This is a genomic window from Proteus sp. TJ1640 (genome assembly GCF_003144445.1).
Classification (GTDB): domain Bacteria; phylum Pseudomonadota; class Gammaproteobacteria; order Enterobacterales; family Enterobacteriaceae; genus Proteus; species Proteus penneri.
In genome coordinates this window covers 1-19947 of sequence record NZ_PENY01000026.1, presented here as the reverse complement: position 1 = coordinate 19947, position 19947 = coordinate 1, and the positions used below count along the sequence as shown (strand labels likewise).

The following is a 19947-nucleotide window of genomic DNA, read 5'->3' as shown; positions in this document are numbered from 1 at the left end:
TATGTCAGATCAGTTTATGAAGTCAATTAATATCTTTATCGACAAATCTAACGCAAATATTGAAACAGTTGTAAAAAAAACTAGTATTCAAATACTTGCGAGGTTAATTGAAATATCACCTGTTGGTAATCCTGAGTTATGGGAGGTTAATAAGGTCGCCTCAAACTACAATAAGGCGGTTTTTGAACATAATGAATATCTAAAACAAGATCCTAATAATTTAACACCAAAGCGACGTCAATTAAAAAAGCGTGTTCGTGTTAATGATTCTATGGATATTTACGTTCCTCCTGGCTATACAGGCGGTCGATTTAGAGGAAACTGGCAGGTTTCATTTGATGCTCCAGCGGAAGGTGAAACTGGGCGCATAGATAAATCAGGTAGCATGACAAAGGCATTAGGTAACGTTGTTATTGAGCGATTCAAAATAGGTATGAATGCTATCTATTTCACAAACAATGTGCCCTATGCCTACCGTCTTGAGATGGGGCATTCTAAACAAGCACCTAATGGTATGGTTGTCATAACTGCCGAAGAGGCAAGCAAGATGTTTAATTCGGCCGTATCGGAAACTAAATCATGAATCAGTCAACAATTAATACTGAAATTCGAAAGCTGGTGGCGAGTATTGGCAAAGATTTAAATCTTAAAATTGCATGGCCTAACCTTCCTTTTGATGATATTAACGATCCGTATCTACAACTTCATATCATGATAGCAGAGACAGATAACATTGGCCTGTCTCAGGATATGCCTGTTTATCGTGGCGTTATCCAAATCAACATTGTTGGCAAGGTTGGTGCTGGAGATTCTCAAATATCAACTATTGCTGATGGCGTTAAAGACAGATTGAAGAACGGATTAACACTAGGTGAGGGTATCTACATTAACGGAGAGCCTAGCCAGTTTCCTCCAATTTTAGACGAAACAAACTACACCATTCCTATTCGTGCATCCTATCGATGTAACGCAATCCGATAACACCGCTTAATTGCGGTTTTTTATACCTAAAAATAGAGGTTAACAATGGCCTATAACATTCCTAATGGGTCGCGTGTTTACATCGCAAGTAAATACGATGACGAAATTAAAATTACTGAGGCGACCAATACCGAAGAAGCAGTGCTAACAGTTGATAGTGTGGGTGATATTGCTAAAGGCGATATTGTCCATGTGACATCTGGCTGGAAGAAAGTTTCTGGTGCGTTCCGTGTTGCTGAAGTTACTGAATCTAAAATCACCCTAGAGGGCGTCGATACCAGTGATAAAAATGTGTTTCCTGCTGGTGGAGGCACAGGAACATTAAAGAAAGTGCTGTCATGGGAGGTCATGCCACAGGTAATGACGCTTTCCACAGAGGGTGGAGAACAGCAAACACAAGAGGTTCAATTCTTGGAGGATGAGCAGGCAGAAACTATCGATACCTATAAAAATGGTGTTGTACAGGTTTATACTTTTGCTCACGATGCCAAGCTACCTATTCGTAAGCTGTTGTCAAAGCTGGATGATAGCAAGCAAGTTACCGCAATCCGATTCTACAATAAGCGTGCAGAAGAAGATCGCTATTACACCGCTTCAATTTCATTCCAGCGTGTGCCAAATACCGCTATCAATGAAGTTGAAAACGTGACTGCACGATTCTCACTTAAATCTGAAATGCAGATTTATACCAACGCTGCTTAATCCATAAACACTCACAACAGCCCCGAAACAGGGGCTTTTTAAGGACTGATAATGCCTAAATTTACCCTTGTTCCTAATCCAACCTTTAAAGCTAACGTTAAGATCCCCGTTGCTGGCAAAGAAACGCCAGAAGTAGTGACATTCACTTTTAAGCATAAACCAATGAGTCAACTTGATGAGATGCGAGAAAAGCCAACTACTGAGTTCTTTGAGCAAATCATTGAAGATTGGGCGATTGAAGAGCCGTATAACAAAGAAAACTTAAATCTACTGCTAGATAACTACCCATCCGCATCTCGTGCTATTGCTTCCACGTATTACAACGAATTACTGGGTAATCGCGAAAAAAACTCTTAACGGTCGCCGAAGCAATGTATGGCGGAATGAGCTCCAAAGAGTCGGCTGAGTTTGAGCGTGCTTTTGGTTTTCCGCCAGATATTGATGATGTTGAAATATGGCCTGATGTTTGGGATTCATATCAAGTATTTTCAGCCATGAATACGCAGTGGCGTGTAGGCATGAATGGTATCACTGGCTTGGATTACAACCCATTAAAACAAGTGATGGACTTACTCAACATCAAAGATAGAGCGACCGTGTTTAGTGATCTGAGGATTATGGAGGTTAAGGCGCTGGAGGTGATGCATAAGAGAGCTTAAGTTAATGAATAAGTTGAGGTGATAGCCATAGTTATACATCTTTATTAATGATTGTTTTGAGTTGAATAGATGTCGAATTGCACCGGTTACGTTAACATAGAGCTAAGTTTCTTTTTTACGGATGGGTTTATCTACATTTCGTTATCAAATGTCAGTAGATGCTTATCTCTAGATTCTGATTTAATAGGTGACTGAGCATATTTAGAGCCACTCAAATTAAAAAGAGAAACTATCATTCTGCAAACTAATCTCTCCATATTTCTTATTAATAAGAATGCTTCCTGATTTGATTTTGATGAAGCATTATCTTCACTAACAGCAAAGCCTAATGGTTCACCATAAAATAGAGCTTCATGCATAGTTTCATTTCTTATTCTCGATACAGTGTATGGCTCTGGCTGTATGGTCGCAAAGTCAGGGGTTGGTATTCCTAGTTTATCACAACACCACGTTATCCGTTTTGCATGTTTAGGTTTCGGTTCTGACTTTGTAAATTTGTAATCTAAGGATATAACTTTAAAGCATCCATCTAGTGCATAGTATAAATATTGAAATTTTTCAAAGGATAAACTTTGTGGATTTTTTGATAAAAATAAACAGTGAATTATTGATGAGATATTTTTTAACTTATGAGCGTTATTTATGTCTTTTGCGTAGCTGTAAGAAAATTCGATGGCAGGGTTTGCTTGGGTAATGAAGTCAAATAAGGCATCGGGCTTAATGATGGTTGAATCTAAGAAGCCTGCATCAGTGGATGTAAGTCTCATCCCAGTAAAAAAAGATAGACTCCATATAAAAAAATCACATTCACTTTGGGATAAATTTGATTTTATAGAGTGAGTTTTTGGCAAAGAAAATACTCTGTTTGGGTAAGGTAAATTTTTTGTTTTGTCAGATACAAATTCGTGGTGGGAAGCAGGGCTTGCATAATACCAGTCTTTGTAAGTTTGTGGATGATTACTTATCCGTTTAACGATCTCATTCAGGTTTGGTAAAGTTGAAATGGAAAGTCCATCAAATTCAATATTGATTGGTTTTGGATAATAACCAAATTGACATTCAATCATAATTAATCTTTTTCCTCGTACATTTTAACAAGTTGATTATATATAACTTTTTTAAATTCTTTGCGTTGCACGATTGCCACATGCCCAGCGTTGCTTTTGGCAATTTAGATGCTGAATCAATAGTGTGTAAGTATTATTACTGTTTCCGTATCTAGGCTTGTAACTCTAACTATTCAAAATACTAAACCGGTATGAATACTAATATTAATAGGTTCGTTGTCATTTTCAGATGATGAACTTATGGTCCACTCTTGCTCTTAATTTTATTTTGATTTAGGTTTATCTCTATTTTCTGCTGCTTGGCGCGGGCCTTCTGGCATGGACTCAAACAGTCTTTGAATTACTTTTGGCTCAGTTATTGCGTATTTAACAATAATATTAATTAGCTCAAATAATTTAATGGCTATGCCATCAAAATCATCATCGCAAATTGTCCCTGGGTGGACCGCATTATTACCAGTAATGCGAACTACATCTGCTGCTTTTATTATTTTATTAGGGAGCATTTCTTTTTTAGCTAGTTCAGCCAAATCATCATCAATCTTTTTACCTTTGCAACCAAGATAAATACATAGCTTTTGAAGGCAAAGGCGAAGTAGTGCAGCTGCACCGCGAGGTGATTTCTCAAATATAATCGCAGCCTCAATATAGTCTTTTTTTATATTATCTGGCATCTCGTCTGATGGCTGTGGCGCTCGGATCGCGAATGGATAAACCATACTTCCTTGATAATAAATGTTTCCTTCTGGATCTGTTCTGGAATGGGTGATATTCCACATTGCTATCTGCTTGCATCTTACGCATACAGATATTAGAGCATCATCGAAATATTTTCTGCCTGTATATCGATTCCCATCAATCAAAGTGGAAAAGTTCATATGTGCAAATGCGTTGCAATGAGGGCATGTAAAAGCATTCGTATTTAGAGCTGGTGCAGTATAGGTGTTCATCAAACATCCTTATTTATCAGTTTGTTGAGCGCTGTTGGCTACTAGCTTCTCAAGCATGGATTCAATTTTATCTAATCTTTCAGAAATAGTGCATTCTTCTTGTTTATTTATAGGGTGAAAAATTTCATTTTGATTATTTACTTTATGTTGAGATAAATCATATTGTGCATGAATTGCTACTCCAATTACTTCCATTGAACTATTTAACTCATAACTAGGATAGATGTTATTTAATGGAGTTAGGTATTTTTTTCCTTGATCTACATTGAGCCTTCTGAATGTAGCGCCAAGATTATCAGTGCTATCAACCAAAACAAATGATCCATTTTCAGCGTTTAATTCTGTGTCAAAAGTGATAATCATCCCATCACAAAAACTTATGGAACTATCTGACACCATAGAGTCACCTCGTAACTCTAAAGCGAATGAATTTTCGTTAGCTCCTTTTGGGGCAGGGATAAAACCTACTGGAGATATTTTAGCCTTATTACTCTTTAAAAAAGACGCTTGAATTTGTGTATATATTGGTATCTCTGGAACCGTAATAGTGGTTTTTATTTTACTGAAATCAGGGCTATCACCAATGCCCATTGCTAGCCACTCAGCTGTCGTTCCCAATGCTGATGCTATATTTATTAAAACCTGTTGCCTAGGTTTTGAGTCTCCTGCCTCATAGGCAGCAACCTGCCTACGGACAACACCTATCTTCACCGCCAATTCGCCCTGAGTGAGGTTGGCACTTCGCCTAGCTAAAGATACTCTTGATTTGAAGTTATCATCAATTCTCATATGTGAACTCTTTAAAATTCATATTGACATAAATTGGAGTCATGGTATATAACTAATACTACATCATGAAGATGTGATGTTGAAATACTTCATAGGAGATAAAATGGAAAAGAAAAATAGAATTATGCCGTACCCATTTCGGATGAAGCCAGATATGAGGCAGTGGATTGATAATGTTGCCGAAAATAGACGCCGTTCTACTCAAGTTCAGCTTGAATATATTTTAGAGGTATTTAGAGAGAAGGTGGAAAATGGTGAACTTGAGATGCCGTAAAAAAGAAGAAACCCCAATTGTTCGAGCAATTGAGGTCTCATTATCAAATAAACTCTTGGACGAGAATAAGTGACATGACTAATTTAGCAAATATTAATGATATGAGCAATTCAGTTAAATCCATCCCAGCAATTATGCATAACGGAATACCTGTTGTGACGACTGAACTGTTAGCTGAGTTATATGATACTAAAAGTAACAACATAAAAGTAAACCACTCCCGTAATGCAGGTCGCTTTATTGAGGGTAAGCATTACTTCAAAGTTATTGGAAATGCTCTAAAAAATTTGCGAGTTACTTTAAGTAACCTACAAATTTCACCAAAAGCGAGAAGTTTAATTCTGTGGACAGAAAGAGGTGCGGCTCGCCATGCGAAAATGTTAGACACAGACAAAGCATGGGATGTGTTCGAATTAATGGAAGATCACTATTTCAACAAAGGGAAGAATGAAGTTGTTGTTAACTCGCGCCCAATAACCCAAAGGGAAAAAGACGCTCACAACATTAATGCTCTATTTAATCATTACGATGTTTTTTATTCAGCATGGAAGTCAGAAATATATCCAATACTAAGACAACTTGAATCACCACTTGCTGGAAAGCTGGTTGATAGATTTCAAGATGGTTATGCGTTTCTGATGAATTTAAGGAGAGATATTAACGGGAGATTACAAGAAGGTGAGTTGCCAAGAATATGCAGGTAAAAACAGAAAAGCCAACAGGGGCAAACTGCTGGCTAATCCCAAACAAAACCTAAAAGGAAATGTTTCAATGAACGGATTAACTTTAGCATCACATGAAACAAATGTCACTATGTCAAGTCGTGAGATTGCGGAATTAACAGGAAAGGCTCACCATCACGTAGTTCGTGACATTGAGAAAATGTTTATGGAACTAGATTTTAATTATCCAAAAACGGATGATTATGTTTCTAAAGAGTTTTTTGTTAAGCGTAAAAATTACAAGGGTCGTTCTGTTATTGATGAAATAGGATTAGACCAAGATCTTACAATGACGTTAATGACTGGATACAGTGTTCCATTGCGCCATAAAGTATCAAAACGCTGGAGAGAGCTTGAGTCAGGGAAAGCAACACCAATTGTTGCACTTAATGACCCTGAGTTCTTGCGTTCTGCTTTATTAAATTACACTGAAAAAGTATTGGCTCTTGAATCATCAAATAAAGAGCTAACAAATAAAGTTGAGTGCATGTCTAACTTATTCAAAGAAGGCATGACACCGACTCAATTTTGTAAAATGCTTAACGGAGTTAACACTCAACAAGTTCAAATGTGGTTAGCTGAAAGAAACTGGCTATATAACGAAAGCAAGTCAGGTAAAAATATTCGCTGGCGTGTTGCTTCATACGCTCGTGATAAATACATGACAGAAAACCAGAGTGAAATTAATCCACACGGTCACGAACCTTTCATTAAGTATCAACCAGTTTTATTAAAGAAAGGTGCTAAACGTCTTTATGATCTCTATCTTGCTGGTGAACTACCAATGAAAAAGAACTGGGATGGTTTATTTACTCATGACAAGGAATTCAAAGAAGTAGCTTAATCACCCAGGCCAAAAACGGCTTGCTTGAGATCACATATTGCGCCTCTTAATTGAGGCTTTTTGCTTTAACTATACTCATTAATTGTTTAATGTTTAGGTGAGACAATAAGGAGAGGTGCTTATGTTTAACCTGACCATGCTTAGTAATATTTACAATTTAGCAATTAATGGAAATAGCAAAACCATAGCATTTACGACCAATATAGGTGTTGGTGTTTTTACCTGCATGTTATTTCTATCCACAGAAGATGCAGAAAGAAATGACAAAATATTTATATACTTAGGTAGGATGGGGCGCTTTTTTGAGCTAAAAATGTATGGTGCCCATGGTAAGGGCGATTTCATCCTATATATAAAGGATTGGCAGGAGCAACTCATTAGGGATGAATTGGGAATAAAAAATGGTCAGAGATATCCTTTTAGGTTGAATGATTTTTTAGACACTTTGAATAATCAAATTCCACAACAAATTGATAATGTTCGGACAGCAAATACATTAAGAGATAATAAAGATACTATAAAGACTTATTTACCTAATATTGTTGATGAAGCATTAAAGGTAAATCTAGTTGGTATTCGCAGATTAAAAGAAAATGCGAAGGCGCGAGATAAAACATTGCGTAAATTGTATCTACATAGTGATGGTAATGGTGATGATATATCCGCATTTATAGATGCTATAAAATCTGATGGTAGATTCACAATAGGTTGGAGAGAGGATGGCGATAGAATTCCGTTCCGAGAATTATTGAGCCAATTTAATGATAGAGTGCAAGAAGCAAGAATTAATTAATATACGGCTCATTAATTAATATATGGCTCAGGATTGTTATTTAAATAAATTTTATTTGCAACCTGATCCGGCGGGTTTTTGTTTGCTTCAATTTGCATCTATACTCAGCTACCATTAAGTAAAATGATATAAATAACTCAGAGGGCAGGATGAAGAAATTATTACTTGGTGTTATCGTCGTAACGTTATTAAGTGGTTGCGCTCAAATGGTAGAAGAGCAGAACAGGAAAAGTAACGAAACAAAGCTTTCTTTAATGGAGTGCTCTGAACCAAATCTTGACAAAAACTATAATACTGACACGAAGATTGGTTTTGTTAGTCAATTGAATTCTTTTGCTGATTCAGCATCTTCATTTAAGTACGTAGAAAATATTAGATTGCGTACAGTACGGTTAGGCTTGATGAATGATAATGACTCGAAAGAAGCTATATCAGCCATAGTTGGCTGTACTAAAAAGCAAAAAACTAAGGTTCTTGATTTAGCTCAGCCTTTATTTGAGAAAATAAAAAACCAGACTAAAGATAAAAAAGAAAGAGAGTACTTAATAGTTGCATATAGTGAGTGGGAGTCTTACATAAAAAATAGTGCAGATAATGACAACCAAGATAGAACTAAATACGATGCGGCTATTTCAATGTATAAAAATTACTAGCGCCTGAGCGTTAAATACAATATGAGCCACCTACGGGTGGTTTTTTTATGTCTGGAGGAAACTGAATGGCAGATATAGCAACAATCTCATTAAAGGCTGACACGTCAGATTTAGAGCGTGGTACGCAGAAGTTAAAGGAGTTGGGAAATGTAGCTGAGACTACAAGCTCATCCGTAGATGACCTTAGTCAGTCAGTTAGTAAGTCAGCAAATAGTAACCAGCAAGCTAGTAAATCTTTGGATAATCTAAATAACTCACAGAAAGAAGTCGGTAAGTCTATGGCTCAGGTTCATGCGGAGTTGAAAGCAAAAGCCGATGCTTACCGTGATGATATAAAAAATATTCAGCTATCAGGAAGTGCCACATTAAAATTAAAAGATATTTTGAATGATATAAATAAAGATTATAAAGACTTCAAATTGAGTGGTAATGCATTTGTTGAACTGGAAACCCAAATAAAAAGCGCGATGAATGTAGCTGAGCATGCTAACGATGCTATTGTTAAGTCTTTTATGGAACAGATTGATGCGACAAGGAAAGTGTCGAGCACTACAAGTGATTTAACTAATATTAATAAACAGTTAGCAGAAGCAAGAAAAGAAGGAAATATTAGCCATCAAGATTACTTGGAGATTTTATCCCAAATAATTAGAAGAACTAAGCAACTATCACAAGAAGAGCAAGTTAACGCCATTGCTAAAGACGCAATGATGAACAAATTGAAAGAACAGGCTTTTTTATATGGCGCTTCTAAAACCGATATTATGGCATACAGGGCCGCTCAGTTAGGAATTGCAGATGAAGCTAAACCTGTGATTGATGCAATAAAGAAACAAGAAGAGCGGACTGCTAGATTAGCCATAGAGCAAAAAAAAGCCGTTGAAGAAGCTAGAAAATTAGCTTACGAGCAACGACAAGAGGCCATTGAAACAGCTAGAGGACAGAAGGCAAAAGATTCATTTATACAGTCACTGAAAAACCAAGCTGACGCTATTGGTAAAACAAAAACAGAGCTGCTTGAAATGAAGGCAGCTCAGTTAGGCGTGTCTGATAAAGCAGCACCTTTCATTAAGCAATTGGATGATCAGAGCAAGAAATTACTGGAGAATGCAAAGGGTTCCAAGGAATTATCTGGTGGGCTTTCAGGGATAACACCGCAGTTAAGTAGCATTATCAATCAATTAACAGGTGGGAATAATGCATTATCTAGTTTTTTAAGTCAGAGCACAGGTGTTAGTGGCTCAATAGGAGGTCTTAGTAACAGCCTTAAAGGTATGTTGCCAGCTTTAAATCCTGCAACTGTTGGTATAACTGCAATTACTACGGCGACGATAGCTTTTGGTTATGCCATTCACCAAGGAGATGCTGAACACCGAGAATACAATAAACAGTTAATTCTTACAGGGGGCTATGCTAAGAAAAGTGCCGGTGATTTAGGCATTCTTGCCAACCAGTATAAGAGTTTAAGTGTTGCTCAATTCGAATCAGCAGAGGCTATCGCTAAAGTTGTTGGCTCTGGTCGATTTATGAAGCAAGAAGTCGATATGGTATCAAGATCGGCAGTTATGTTAAAAAGGGCGATAGGGCAATCTGTTGAAGAGACAATTAGTCAATTTAAACGACTGCAAGATGATCCTGTAAATGCAGTCCGTGAACTGGATAAGGAAATGCACTTCCTTACTGCGTCAGAATATGAACGCATTATCCAGCTTGAGGTTATGGGAAGAAAAGAGGATGCAGCGCGATTAGCTAGCCAGTCTTATGCAGAATCAATAAGAACAGGAGCTAATGATATTGAGGAAAACCTAGGTTTCCTTGAGAGCGCATGGAGAGGCGTTTCGCTAATGGCTAAACAAGCATGGGATGACATGCTGGATATTGGTCGTAAAAAATCTACTAAGGAGCAGATAAGGGAAATAGAGGAGACTCTTGTTAACTTCCAGCTAAACAAAGGGGCTGAGGGGGTTCATTTTGCTAAAACTGGCGAGATGAAAAGTGATCTTGAGGCTAGGCTAGCTGGGTTGCTTGAGAAAGATTATCTTGAAAGCAAGAAGGCTCAAGATGATTCGCTATTAAAGCAACAAGAGGAGTTTAATAAGAAAAGAATTGAAGCTGAAAGGGCTTTGATTCAGAAATACGGAAGCATAGACCAAAGATATAAAGAAGAAAAAGACCGGATACTCAATGACATTTACACGTCTGAAAAGAGCAAAAAAGAAGCTCTGGCACAACTTGAGTTGAGGTACGCAAGACAGAAGGCATCTCTCGATAATTTCCAAAATAGATTAAATAAGCCAAGCTTGGGTGCTAGAGCCGAAGAAGAGGCAAGGAAAACCATTCTCTCACTGCAAACTCAATTAAAAGTCCTCAATGATCACAAAACTGTTTATGACGTTATCAGTAACGAACGTAAAAAACTGTGGGAAACAGAAGCCAAAATATCCGTGCTGGAAGACAGAAGAAAAGAGAGGGCATTGACCAGAGACGAGCAATCACTGTTACTTAAAGAGAAAAGTATCGTTGCTTCATTGCATGAGGCTGCTGTCTTAGGTGATCAGATTGAATTACAGAAGATAAAAAATAGGGAGTTGGATAAACAAACCAAATATATTGATGCCCTTGTTGCTAAAGGCAATGCGTTAGAAATTGGCGCAAGTGGCTCTGATCGATTAAAACAACGAGAGATTGCTTTAAGTCAAGCTGATACACCTGAGAAGAAAAAAGCACTAGAGGAGTATTACGCCAAAGAAGATTCCCTGCGGGGTAACTGGGAGTTAGGATTTAAACGAGGCTTTGCTGAATTCCAAGACCAAGCCACAGATGTTTATGGCAATGTCGCCCAAATAACACAGTCTGCATTCCAAGGAATGAGTAACACTATTGCCGACTTTTTCCTCACCAGTAAATTTAACTTATCAGATTTCACTAAGTCTTTCCTAGAGATGACGACCAAGATGATAACTCAAATGGCGTTACTTAATGCCATGAGAGCTGGATTTGCAGGCACTACATTTGGCAGCTTCTTAGGGTTTGCTGAAGGCGGATACACAGGAGGTGGTGGTAAATATGACCCAGCTGGCGTAGTGCATAAAGGCGAGTTCGTATTTACCAAAGAAGCAACGCAGCGACTAGGTGTGGATAATCTCTATCGCCTAATGGATGCAGGAAAGCGAGGCTATGCGTCAGGTGGTCATGTTGGTGGTTCAGCATCAATGTCGGTTACACAGCCAACAGCATTTATCGCTCGCAACCCTCAAATTGCTGGTGGTGGAGTGAATGTAACGATAGATATGAGTGGCGTTAAGATTGAAACCGAGCAACAACAAAATGCAATGCCAAATATAGATGTAAGAGCTGCTGAGCAATCATTAAAGAATAAGGTTAAAAGCCTTTTTATTAGTGAAGGGCGAGAAGGTGGTGATTTGTATAAGATCATTAAAGCAGTATCAGGAAATAGATAACTATTTAATAAGAGAGGTATTTATGAAATTAAAATTAGGAAATATTTGTATTCATCCCGAAGATAAAGAAATTAGCATTCCAGTAGATGTATACATGGGAAATGAGACTGATTTTGAACCACCAAAAGCATACCTGATTTATCAAACAAGCTTTGATGCTAATAAACCTCTTTCGGAATATTTTAAAGAATCCGAAGAGTATGCAAGACAAACCATTAAAGAGTTAAACCAATAACAGCCACCAAAATTCGGTGGCTTTTTAATGAGAGGTAGTTATGAGTAATCAAGAAAATATATTAACGATGGATGGTAATGGGATCATGAAAGATAGTAACGGCAATGTAATGGCTAAAGGCATGGTGATTAAATCTGCAGTTATATCATCAGCGCCATCAATAGAAGATTTAGTGAAAAGAATTGAGTCACTGGAAAAACAGCTCGCGGATATGCAAAAGGCAGCGAGCTGTGATTTAGATATACTAAGCACGCGAATTACTGCAGTCGAAAGCTTTAGCCGTTAGTACAGTTAGCAAAACTATTTTTTGCATATTGAATTGCTAATTTTTCAATGTCTCTTAAGGTTAGATTCATGACATTTTTACCAGTGGTATCAATGTCAAAGTTATGAGCTGATCCATCAGAGCCTGTTAGTCCAACTTCGAGCTTATTTGATTCATCGCTCCGATTCACAGAGCGAACACTAGTCAGTTTAAATTGCATAAATTTCCTCACACCGAAGTAAATCAGCCATTCCTTCGGTAAGTTTCTCTGGGCTGAATATATAAAATAACCTAATGGATATTATTAATATCCTGATATTTGATCAGGCGGCTTCGTGTCGCCTTTTTTATTGGAGTAACCAATGGAAGAGTTTAAGTGGCGAACGCAAATACAAGATTCGCCAAGCGGTGAATTTAAACATCGCATTAAAGAAATTGAATTTGGAGATGGTTACAAACAAGTTGCTGGCGATGGTATTAACCCAGAATCCCAAACGTGGCCATTTGCTTATATGGGATTGAAGGATGAGGTGATACCTATTTTCAAATTCATTCGGCAACACACAGCAAAATCATTTATTTGGACACCTCCATTTGGTGAAAAAGGTCTTTATCGAGTTAAGGCTGATTCGATATCGATGATCCCCGTATCTGGCGGAGTAATGAAATTGACAGCAACGTTTGAGCAGGCATTTAGCGCATGAATATCACAGCAGGTGTACAAAAATTAGAGCCAGGTAATAAGGTTCAATTGATTGAGGTGGATGGCAGTGAGTTTGATGGGCCTATCCTTCGCTTCCATGCTTACAACTTACCTCATACGCCAGAAGAGATAGAGCAATCGAATGGAGATATCAAACCTAAACCAATTTGGTGGCAAGGAAATGAATATGGTGCATGGCCCTATGAAATTGAAGGGATGGCAAAAAATAGTGACGGAAGCCCTGCAAGGCCATCTCTGAAAGTTGCCAATATAGACGGTTTAATCTCGTCTTTGTGTCTCCAGTTTGACGATATGGTTCAAGCAAAGGTTACTATTTACGAGACATTCTCTCATTATCTTGATGCCAAAAATTTTCCTGATGGTAATCCAACCGCTAACCCTGATGAGTGTTTTAAGCAAGTTTATTACATTGATCGTAAAACCAACGAGGTGGCTGGTGAGGCGGTAGACTTTGAGTTATCCAGCCCTTTTGATTTGCAGGGAGTAATGATACCCGTTCGACAAATTCATAACCTTTGTTACTGGTGTATGAAAGGCGATTATCGCAGTGGTAATGGGTGCTCATATTCAGGGAATAAATATTTTGATGAGAGAGGAAACCCTGTTGATGATCCAGCGCTAGATAGTTGTGGTGGACTTATTAGTGATTGCAAAAAACGCTTTGGTGAGAATGAGCCATTAGATTTCGGTGGGTTTCCAGCTGCGGGGTTAGCGCGATGATCACAAAGAAATTAACTGAAGCGATATTTCAGCATGTTAAAACTGAATATCCAAAAGAAGCATGTGGTGTTATCTGTCAAAAAAGTCGAGTGAAAAAATACTTCCCTTGCCATAATTGTTCTAATAACCCAACAGAACATTTTGAATTATCGCCAGAAGATTATGCAATTGCCGAAGATTGGGGAGAGCCAATTGCGATAGTCCATAGCCATTGCGGTGATGGCGTAACGACTCAACCTAGCGAAATAGATAAATTACAGTGTGATACAACTGGATTGCCGTGGGTTATTGTCTCGTGGCCAGAGGGTGATATTCGACTCGTCCAGCCTCGAGGTGAGCGCGAATTAGAAGGGCGCTCATTTGTGCTGGGTTATGCTGATTGCTGGTCGTTAATTATGGACTACTACCAACAAAAGCATGGGATTAAATTACATAATTACAGCGTTGATCGGCATTGGTGGGAAGAAGGCGAAAATATGTATATAGATAATTACCAGAAAGCTGGTTTTGTCGATATCGCTGGTGAGCCGAAAGAAGGTGACATGATCATCATGCAAGTGCAAGCTGATGTGCCTAATCACGCTGGTGTGATTATGAATGGCATGTTGCTCCATCATCTATACGGACAACTTAGTCGCATTGTTCCATACAGTGATTATTGGAGAGATAGAACAGTAAAAGTCGTGCGGAGGAAAGAATTGATATGAGTCTAAAAACAATACGTCTTTACGGTGTTCTCGGTACAAAGTTTGGGCGCGAACACAAATTAGATATAGATTCACCTCGTGAGGCGATTAAAGCACTCACGGTGCTCTACGATGGCTTTGAGCAGTTTCTCGCTAACTCACATTTAAAAGGACTGGAATTTGCTGTATTTAAGGGAAAACGAAACATTAATGAAGAAGAGCTGCATCTTGATACCACAGAAGAGATCCGTATAGCGCCAATCATTAGAGGTAGTAAACGAGGTGGATTCTTCCAGACAATGTTAGGTGTGGCAATGATCGGTGCTGCAGCATTTGCTCCTTGGGGGGCAGCATTATGGGCAAGTGATTTAATGTTGATGGTAGGTGCTGGTGTTGCTATGGGTGGCGTTGTTCAAATGCTATCGCCTCAACCTCGAGGGCTGTCTATGAGGCAAGATTCAGACAATAAACCCTCTTATGCTTTCGGTGGTGCGGTGAACTCAACAGCACAAGGCAATCCTGTTCCTTTGCTTTACGGATTGGATAGGCGAGAGGTGGGTGGAGCGATCATCTCTGCGGGGATTTACACTGAAGATCAGCAATAACATAAACGAATTTCAGAATAGCCACTATGTGGCTCAGATTGATGACGAACCCCATGTTTTTAGCATGGGGTTTCTTGTTTCAGCGACCGAAGGTCGCGATCGCGATATTTTTCTAAAATCCCATCATCCATATCTTTTTCACACTATATTTCCCAACACATTGCCTTAATTGGCCTTCTATTAACCCTAAAAAGTAAAAAAGAAGCGCCAGTAGCGCCATTTTCTTCATATTTTGCGCTACCGCTGCTAATAAGCACTGCATTTGCACTTTATTTAAACCACGGAACCGCGCATAACGGTGACCATGATGTTGTTTGGCATCGGCAAAACTTCTTTCCACCGTCTCTTTTCGCCTTGCGTAGATTTTTTTACCCCACTTGCTCAGCCGTAACGCATTTGACCACTCTTTCGCTTCTTCCCATACATGTCGTGTGATCGTTTTTTGGGCTTTCTGGTTTTGTGTGCACGATGAGCGATGTTCGCATATTTGGCATTGAGATATGTCAGACTTGTAATGCTTATAACCATTGCGATCGGTTGTGCTATACGTCAGAAGTTCTCCCACTGGACACACATACATGTCTCGCTCTGCATCATATTGGAAGTGTTTCTTTTGATAATCATTTTTCCCTTTATTTGGCCGTCGATAACCGGGAACAAGAGCAATACTCATTGCTTTGACAAGATGACAAACTGGGGCAGTGAAGTAACCCGCATCCACGCCTGTGGCAATGGGGTTGAGATTAAAACGTTCAATTTGGCGCTGTAATCGGCCAATGTAAGGTTGACTGTCATGCACATTTCCGGCTGTCACATGGGTATCCATAATGATACCGTGCTTTCCATCCACCGTGCGATGGTCTAGGTAAAAGAAACCTTTGGGTTTATTGTCCCGATGCATAAAACCACTTTCAGGGTCTGTAGTACTCACTTTAGTGTTTTTGACGGCGCTGTTTTCGTTGGATTTTTTTGCGCCGGGTAACGGCTTTTTTGCGTGATTTTTCCGGTCTCTTTCAACGGCAATATTGAGTTGTTCGATATATTCACTTGGTGCAATGGGACGCTCTTCATTAATGGCTTTGTGTGGGTTCGCGTTGGCTTTCAAGTGAGTACTGTCGGTGTAAAGAACACGTCCATTCGCCAGGCCCCCACTGATAGCTTGTTCAACGACATGGTCAAATATCTGTTGGAATATCTCACTGTCATTAAATCGGCGAATACGATTTTGACTCAATGTTGAAGCATCGGGCACTTTCTCCGTCAACCCCATTCGTAAAAACCAACGATAAGCCATATTGACTTGGATTTCTTTAACCAGTTTTCGCTCGGATGGGATACCAAACAGATAGCCTAACAACATCATTTTAATGAGACGAACAGGGTCAATCGCAGGTCGCCCATTATTGGGACAATAAAGGTGAGCAACGGCATCACGAATAAATTCGAAATCCATAATAGCATCGACTTTACGAACAAGATGGTCTTCAGGTACCAACTCATCAAGTGTGATGGTTTCGAATTGATATTGTTGAGGAGAAGGTTCTTTTAACATATCGGTTAGCTCATTATTTGTACTAACCTTATTAGATCAAAGTCCTAACTAAAAAGCTAGGACTTTGTCAGCAGTCTGAGCCACTATGTGGCTTTTTTTATGGGTGAAATATGGAATTAATTCATGGTGCAAAAGGTGGTGGTGGCGGTGGGCATACCCCAACGGAATCACCAGATAGCTTGCTTTCTGAATCAACTGCTAAAATTTTATTGGCTATTTCCGAGGGAGAAATTGCTGGTGGTTTAGATGACACTCGCATTTTTCTTGATGACACACCTATTGGCAACGCTGATGGCACAAAAAACTTTGAAGGAGTGACTTGGGAATTTAGACCTGGTAGTGAACATCAGGAATACATCCAAGGCATTCCCTCAGTAGATAGTGAGACATCAGTGGGGTTGGAATTAAAAGACGACCAGCCCTATGTGCGAAGCATTAATAACACTCAGTTGTCAGCAGAGCGCATCCGATTCTCGGTTCCTCAGTTACTTCAACAGCACGATAATGGAGATACAACAGGTTATCGCATTGAATATGCGATTGATTTATCGACTGATGGCGCGGGTTATAAAGAAGTCTTGAAATCTGCATTTGATGGTAAAACAACCAGTGAATATCAGAGAACACATCGTATTGACTTGCCAAAAGCAACTACAGGCTGGCAGATCCGTTCCCGTCGATTAACCAAGAATCAGAATACAGCTAGAATTGCTGATAAAGTTACTATTTCTGCCGTTACTGATGTTATCGATGCTAAATTACGTTATCCAAATACAGCGCTATTATTTATTACTTTCAATGCCCGCCAATTTAATAACCGCATCCCTAAAATTAGCGTTCGACCCAAAGGTGGGTTACTGATTAAGGTGCCAACTAATTACGATCCGATTAGTCGCACTTATTCTGGCGTGTGGGATGGTACTTTTAAACTTGCAGCAACCAATAATCCAGCGTGGGTATTTTATGACTTAGTCCTAAACAACCGCTATGGGTGTGGTGATCGCATTAAAGCTTCACAAGTTGAAAAGTGGGATTTGTACAAAATTGCACAATATTGTGATGAGTTAGTGCCTGATGGTCATGGTGGTGATGGTAAGGAGCCTCGTTTTCTTTGTGATGTTTACATTCAATCACAAGAGTCGGCTTACACGGTATTGAGAGATATCGCTGCGATATTTAGAGGCATGACTTTCTGGGCTGATAACAAAGTTAATGCTGTTGCGGATATGCCAGATACTATTTTCAGAACCTTTACTAATGCCAATATTGTTGGTGGTAAACCGTCATATTCTGGTGGTAGCCAGCAAAACCGATATACGCAAGCATTAGTTTCCTATACAGACACTAACAACCACAGTAATGATGCAATTGAGGCGGTAGCCGATATCAAATTACAGCGCCGTTATGGTGTGCGCAAAACTGAAATATCAGCCATTGGATGTACTCGACAAAGTGAAGCCAATCGTCGCGGTAGATGGGTTTTACTAACAAATGCTAATGATAGGGTGATTAGTTTCGCGACAGGATTAGAAGGTGCAATACCGTCACCGGGCCATATTATCGCCATTGCTGATTCGACATTGGCAGGAAGGGATAACGGAGGTCGCATAAGCAAGGTAGAAGGTAGGCGGATCACATTAGATAGAAAGGCTACAATCAAATCTGGTGATAGATTAATTGTTAATTTACCTAATGGACACTCAGAAGGAAGAACAGTATCGCTGGTTGCTGATAATGTCATTACAGTTTCAACGGAGTACTCACAGGAACCAGAAAAAAATGCAGTTTGGACGGTTGATGCTGATGATTTAGCGCTACAGCTTTATCGCGTTATCAATGTTACCGATAATAGTGATAACACCTACACCATTACTGGTGCAATTCATAATCCTGATAACTATGAGCATATAGACTCAGGGGCAAGAATTGATGAGCGTCCTATTACTATTGTTCCACCTGGCGTGCAAGCAGCACCTAAAAATATCCGCGTATCATCTTATTCTCAAATCAACCAAGGCATTTCATTTACCACTCTGCGTGTTGATTGGGATGCAGTTGATAATGCCATTACCTATGAAGCTCAATGGCGGAGAGATAACAATAACTGGGTATCAATGCTAAGATCATCAACTTGTGGTTTTGAGGTGGATGGTATTTATGCTGGTCGTTATCAGGTGAGAGTTCGTGCGATAAATGCGTCTGAAATATCCAGCGTTTGGGCTAATGCACAAGAAACAATGTTAACAGGAAAAGTAGGTAACCCGCCAAAGCCGGTTAATTTTAGATCATCACCGTTGGTATTTGGCATTAAGCTAGGCTGGGGATTTGGTGACAACACAGGAGATACGTTAAAAACTGAAATCCAGTACAGCAAAACGAATGACGGTGAAGGACTGATGCTGTTATCTGATGTTCCTTACCCATCTAAAACCTATGAAATGGCGGGTTTGTCAGCTGGTGTAGCGTTTTATTTTAGAGCAAGGCTGGTGGATAAAACTGGTAATCAATCTGAGTGGACTGAGTTTATTCGGGGAGAATCGGAGTTTGATGTAGGTACGATATTGCCAGAGCTTGATGGACACTTCATGTCATCAGAAGCCGGCCAGCAACTCAGTGAACGCTTGGATTGGAATGCTGAGACAGCAATTATTCTTAGTAATGCTGACTCTCAACTATCACACAGTTTGTTAGTGAAACACGGTCAATCACAAGCTGGAATCAAAGAGCTATGGCAAGTCCGTGCAACGGATAACGAAGCATGGGCACAGGAAGTTAAAGAAATTTACTCCGCGGTTGGTGATAACAAATCTGCAATTAAAGAGACTCAAACTTCAATTACTGAGTTAAATAAGGCGTTCGGTCAAACAACTACGGAGATCCGCACAGAGTTAAAAAAACTAACCAAAATTTAGCTGACACCAACCAGAAGTTAGGCAATACAGATGAAGAAGTCGGTCGTATTAGTGCAGATGTTGCGACGAACAAAGAGGCGATATCTGAAACGAATAAAGCAATGGCTAAATCTGAAGAGCAGGTACAAGCGCAATTTGGCAAACAGCAGGGCATTATTAACCAGAAAATGCAGGCTGAATTTAGTCAAACAGGTGACGGCGTTGTCATGCACTCAATTAATATCACGATTGTTCATGACAAAGTTAAATATAACGCAGCAGGACAAGTGATCAGCGCTCAAGTTAAGAATGGAAAGCTCGAATCATTCTTTGGTTACAATGCGAATAACTTTGCTTGGTATAACCCTGCAAAT

General features: G+C 39.2%; 23 protein-coding genes and 1 pseudogene. 19 read left to right on the top strand and 5 right to left on the bottom strand.

Annotation, left to right across the window (positions count from 1 at the left end; genetic code table 11):
- Position 1 precedes the first annotated feature (1 nt).
- The 5 genes from DK861_RS11955 to DK861_RS11935 are packed head-to-tail and all read left to right on the top strand — an operon-like array spanning position 2 to position 2342.
- On the top strand, positions 2-583 hold the full coding sequence (locus tag DK861_RS11955; RefSeq protein ID WP_109400250.1) for a hypothetical protein: 582 nt from the start codon (positions 2-4) through the stop codon (positions 581-583).
- On the top strand, positions 580-981 hold the full coding sequence (locus tag DK861_RS11950; RefSeq protein WP_109400249.1) for a phage tail terminator-like protein: 402 nt from the start codon (positions 580-582) through the stop codon (positions 979-981). Before DK861_RS11955 ends, DK861_RS11950 begins: the two co-directional genes overlap by 4 nt.
- 45 nt (positions 982-1026) lie before the next feature.
- Entirely contained in the window at positions 1027-1683 is a 657-nt protein-coding gene (locus tag DK861_RS11945; protein WP_109400248.1) for a phage tail protein, read from the top strand.
- A gap of 51 nt (positions 1684-1734) precedes the next feature.
- On the top strand, positions 1735-2040 hold the full coding sequence (locus tag DK861_RS11940) for a phage tail assembly chaperone (protein WP_109400247.1): 306 nt from the start codon (positions 1735-1737) through the stop codon (positions 2038-2040).
- 14 nt (positions 2041-2054) lie between these two features.
- The gene (locus DK861_RS11935; RefSeq protein ID WP_204101263.1) at positions 2055-2342 is read left to right on the top strand and encodes a DUF1799 domain-containing protein; all 288 of its coding nucleotides are present in this window, start codon (positions 2055-2057) and stop codon (positions 2340-2342) included.
- Between the two features lie 131 nt (positions 2343-2473).
- Here the strand turns inward: DK861_RS11935 and DK861_RS11930 are convergent, their stop codons facing one another.
- From DK861_RS11930 to DK861_RS11920, 3 genes are all read right to left on the bottom strand, one after another.
- Positions 2474-3409, bottom strand: coding sequence for a hypothetical protein (locus tag DK861_RS11930; protein WP_109400245.1), 936 nt, complete (start codon positions 3407-3409; stop codon positions 2474-2476).
- Between the two features lie 263 nt (positions 3410-3672).
- A complete protein-coding gene (locus DK861_RS11925) occupies positions 3673-4188 on the bottom strand; it encodes a DUF4145 domain-containing protein (RefSeq protein WP_204101262.1) in 516 nt (171 codons plus the stop codon).
- Between the two features lie 180 nt (positions 4189-4368).
- Positions 4369-5148, bottom strand: a complete 780-nt coding sequence (locus DK861_RS11920; RefSeq protein WP_109400243.1) for an XRE family transcriptional regulator — start codon at positions 5146-5148, stop codon at positions 4369-4371.
- A 103-nt stretch (positions 5149-5251) separates the two neighbouring features.
- Here DK861_RS11920 and DK861_RS18185 point away from each other — a divergent pair, with 103 nt between their 5' ends.
- The 8 genes from DK861_RS18185 (at position 5252) to DK861_RS11885 (ending at position 12416) form a co-directional block, all read left to right on the top strand.
- Positions 5252-5422, top strand: coding sequence for a hypothetical protein (locus DK861_RS18185; RefSeq protein ID WP_017827422.1), 171 nt, complete (start codon positions 5252-5254; stop codon positions 5420-5422).
- Between the two features lie 101 nt (positions 5423-5523).
- Positions 5524-6126 carry an ORF6N domain-containing protein gene (locus DK861_RS18470; RefSeq protein ID WP_239452179.1) on the top strand — a complete coding sequence of 201 codons (603 nt, stop codon included), beginning with the start codon at positions 5524-5526 and terminating at the stop codon, positions 6124-6126.
- A 67-nt stretch (positions 6127-6193) separates the two neighbouring features.
- The gene (locus DK861_RS11910) at positions 6194-6988 is read left to right on the top strand and encodes a Rha family transcriptional regulator (protein ID WP_239452174.1); all 795 of its coding nucleotides are present in this window, start codon (positions 6194-6196) and stop codon (positions 6986-6988) included.
- 121 nt (positions 6989-7109) lie between these two features.
- Positions 7110-7781, top strand: a complete 672-nt coding sequence (locus DK861_RS11905) for a hypothetical protein (protein WP_109400242.1) — start codon at positions 7110-7112, stop codon at positions 7779-7781.
- A gap of 149 nt (positions 7782-7930) precedes the next feature.
- Positions 7931-8434, top strand: coding sequence for a hypothetical protein (locus tag DK861_RS11900; protein WP_109391244.1), 504 nt, complete (start codon positions 7931-7933; stop codon positions 8432-8434).
- A gap of 65 nt (positions 8435-8499) precedes the next feature.
- Positions 8500-11895 carry a phage tail tape measure protein gene (locus tag DK861_RS11895; RefSeq protein ID WP_109400241.1) on the top strand — a complete coding sequence of 1132 codons (3396 nt, stop codon included), beginning with the start codon at positions 8500-8502 and terminating at the stop codon, positions 11893-11895.
- Positions 11896-11917: 22 nt separating this feature from the next.
- Positions 11918-12130, top strand: a complete 213-nt coding sequence (locus tag DK861_RS11890) for a hypothetical protein (RefSeq protein ID WP_109400240.1) — start codon at positions 11918-11920, stop codon at positions 12128-12130.
- Positions 12131-12170: 40 nt separating this feature from the next.
- Entirely contained in the window at positions 12171-12416 is a 246-nt protein-coding gene (locus DK861_RS11885) for a hypothetical protein (RefSeq protein ID WP_109400239.1), read from the top strand.
- Here the strand turns inward: DK861_RS11885 and DK861_RS11880 are convergent.
- A complete protein-coding gene (locus tag DK861_RS11880) occupies positions 12406-12585 on the bottom strand; it encodes a hypothetical protein (RefSeq protein WP_162556778.1) in 180 nt (59 codons plus the stop codon). The genes DK861_RS11885 and DK861_RS11880 overlap by 11 nt on opposite strands.
- A 172-nt stretch (positions 12586-12757) precedes the next feature.
- On the opposite strand from DK861_RS11880, the gene DK861_RS11875 reads away from it, so the two are divergent.
- The 4 genes from DK861_RS11875 to DK861_RS11860 are packed head-to-tail and all read left to right on the top strand — an operon-like array spanning position 12758 to position 15130.
- Positions 12758-13099 carry a phage tail protein gene (locus DK861_RS11875; RefSeq protein WP_109400237.1) on the top strand — a complete coding sequence of 114 codons (342 nt, stop codon included), beginning with the start codon at positions 12758-12760 and terminating at the stop codon, positions 13097-13099.
- The gene (locus DK861_RS11870; protein ID WP_109400236.1) at positions 13096-13839 is read left to right on the top strand and encodes a phage minor tail protein L; all 744 of its coding nucleotides are present in this window, start codon (positions 13096-13098) and stop codon (positions 13837-13839) included. Before DK861_RS11875 ends, DK861_RS11870 begins: the two co-directional genes overlap by 4 nt.
- The gene (locus DK861_RS11865; RefSeq protein WP_109400235.1) at positions 13836-14546 is read left to right on the top strand and encodes a C40 family peptidase; all 711 of its coding nucleotides are present in this window, start codon (positions 13836-13838) and stop codon (positions 14544-14546) included. The genes DK861_RS11870 and DK861_RS11865 overlap by 4 nt, the downstream gene beginning before the upstream one ends.
- Complete coding sequence (locus DK861_RS11860) at positions 14543-15130, top strand: tail assembly protein (protein ID WP_109400234.1); 588 nt, start codon at positions 14543-14545, stop codon at positions 15128-15130. The genes DK861_RS11865 and DK861_RS11860 overlap by 4 nt, the downstream gene beginning before the upstream one ends.
- Before the next feature lie 112 nt (positions 15131-15242).
- Here the strand turns inward: DK861_RS11860 and DK861_RS11855 are convergent, their stop codons facing one another.
- A complete protein-coding gene (locus tag DK861_RS11855) occupies positions 15243-16682 on the bottom strand; it encodes an IS1182 family transposase (RefSeq protein WP_239452173.1) in 1440 nt (479 codons plus the stop codon).
- 110 nt (positions 16683-16792) lie between these two features.
- Here DK861_RS11855 and DK861_RS11850 point away from each other — a divergent pair.
- Both DK861_RS11850 and DK861_RS11845 read left to right on the top strand, forming a co-directional pair.
- A pseudogene (locus DK861_RS11850) lies at positions 16793-19659 on the top strand (host specificity protein J); the annotation flags it as partial.
- A gap of 36 nt (positions 19660-19695) precedes the next feature.
- Positions 19696-19947 (top strand): DUF1983 domain-containing protein (locus DK861_RS11845; RefSeq protein ID WP_162556781.1); only part of this gene is annotated, 252 nt, incomplete at its 3' end.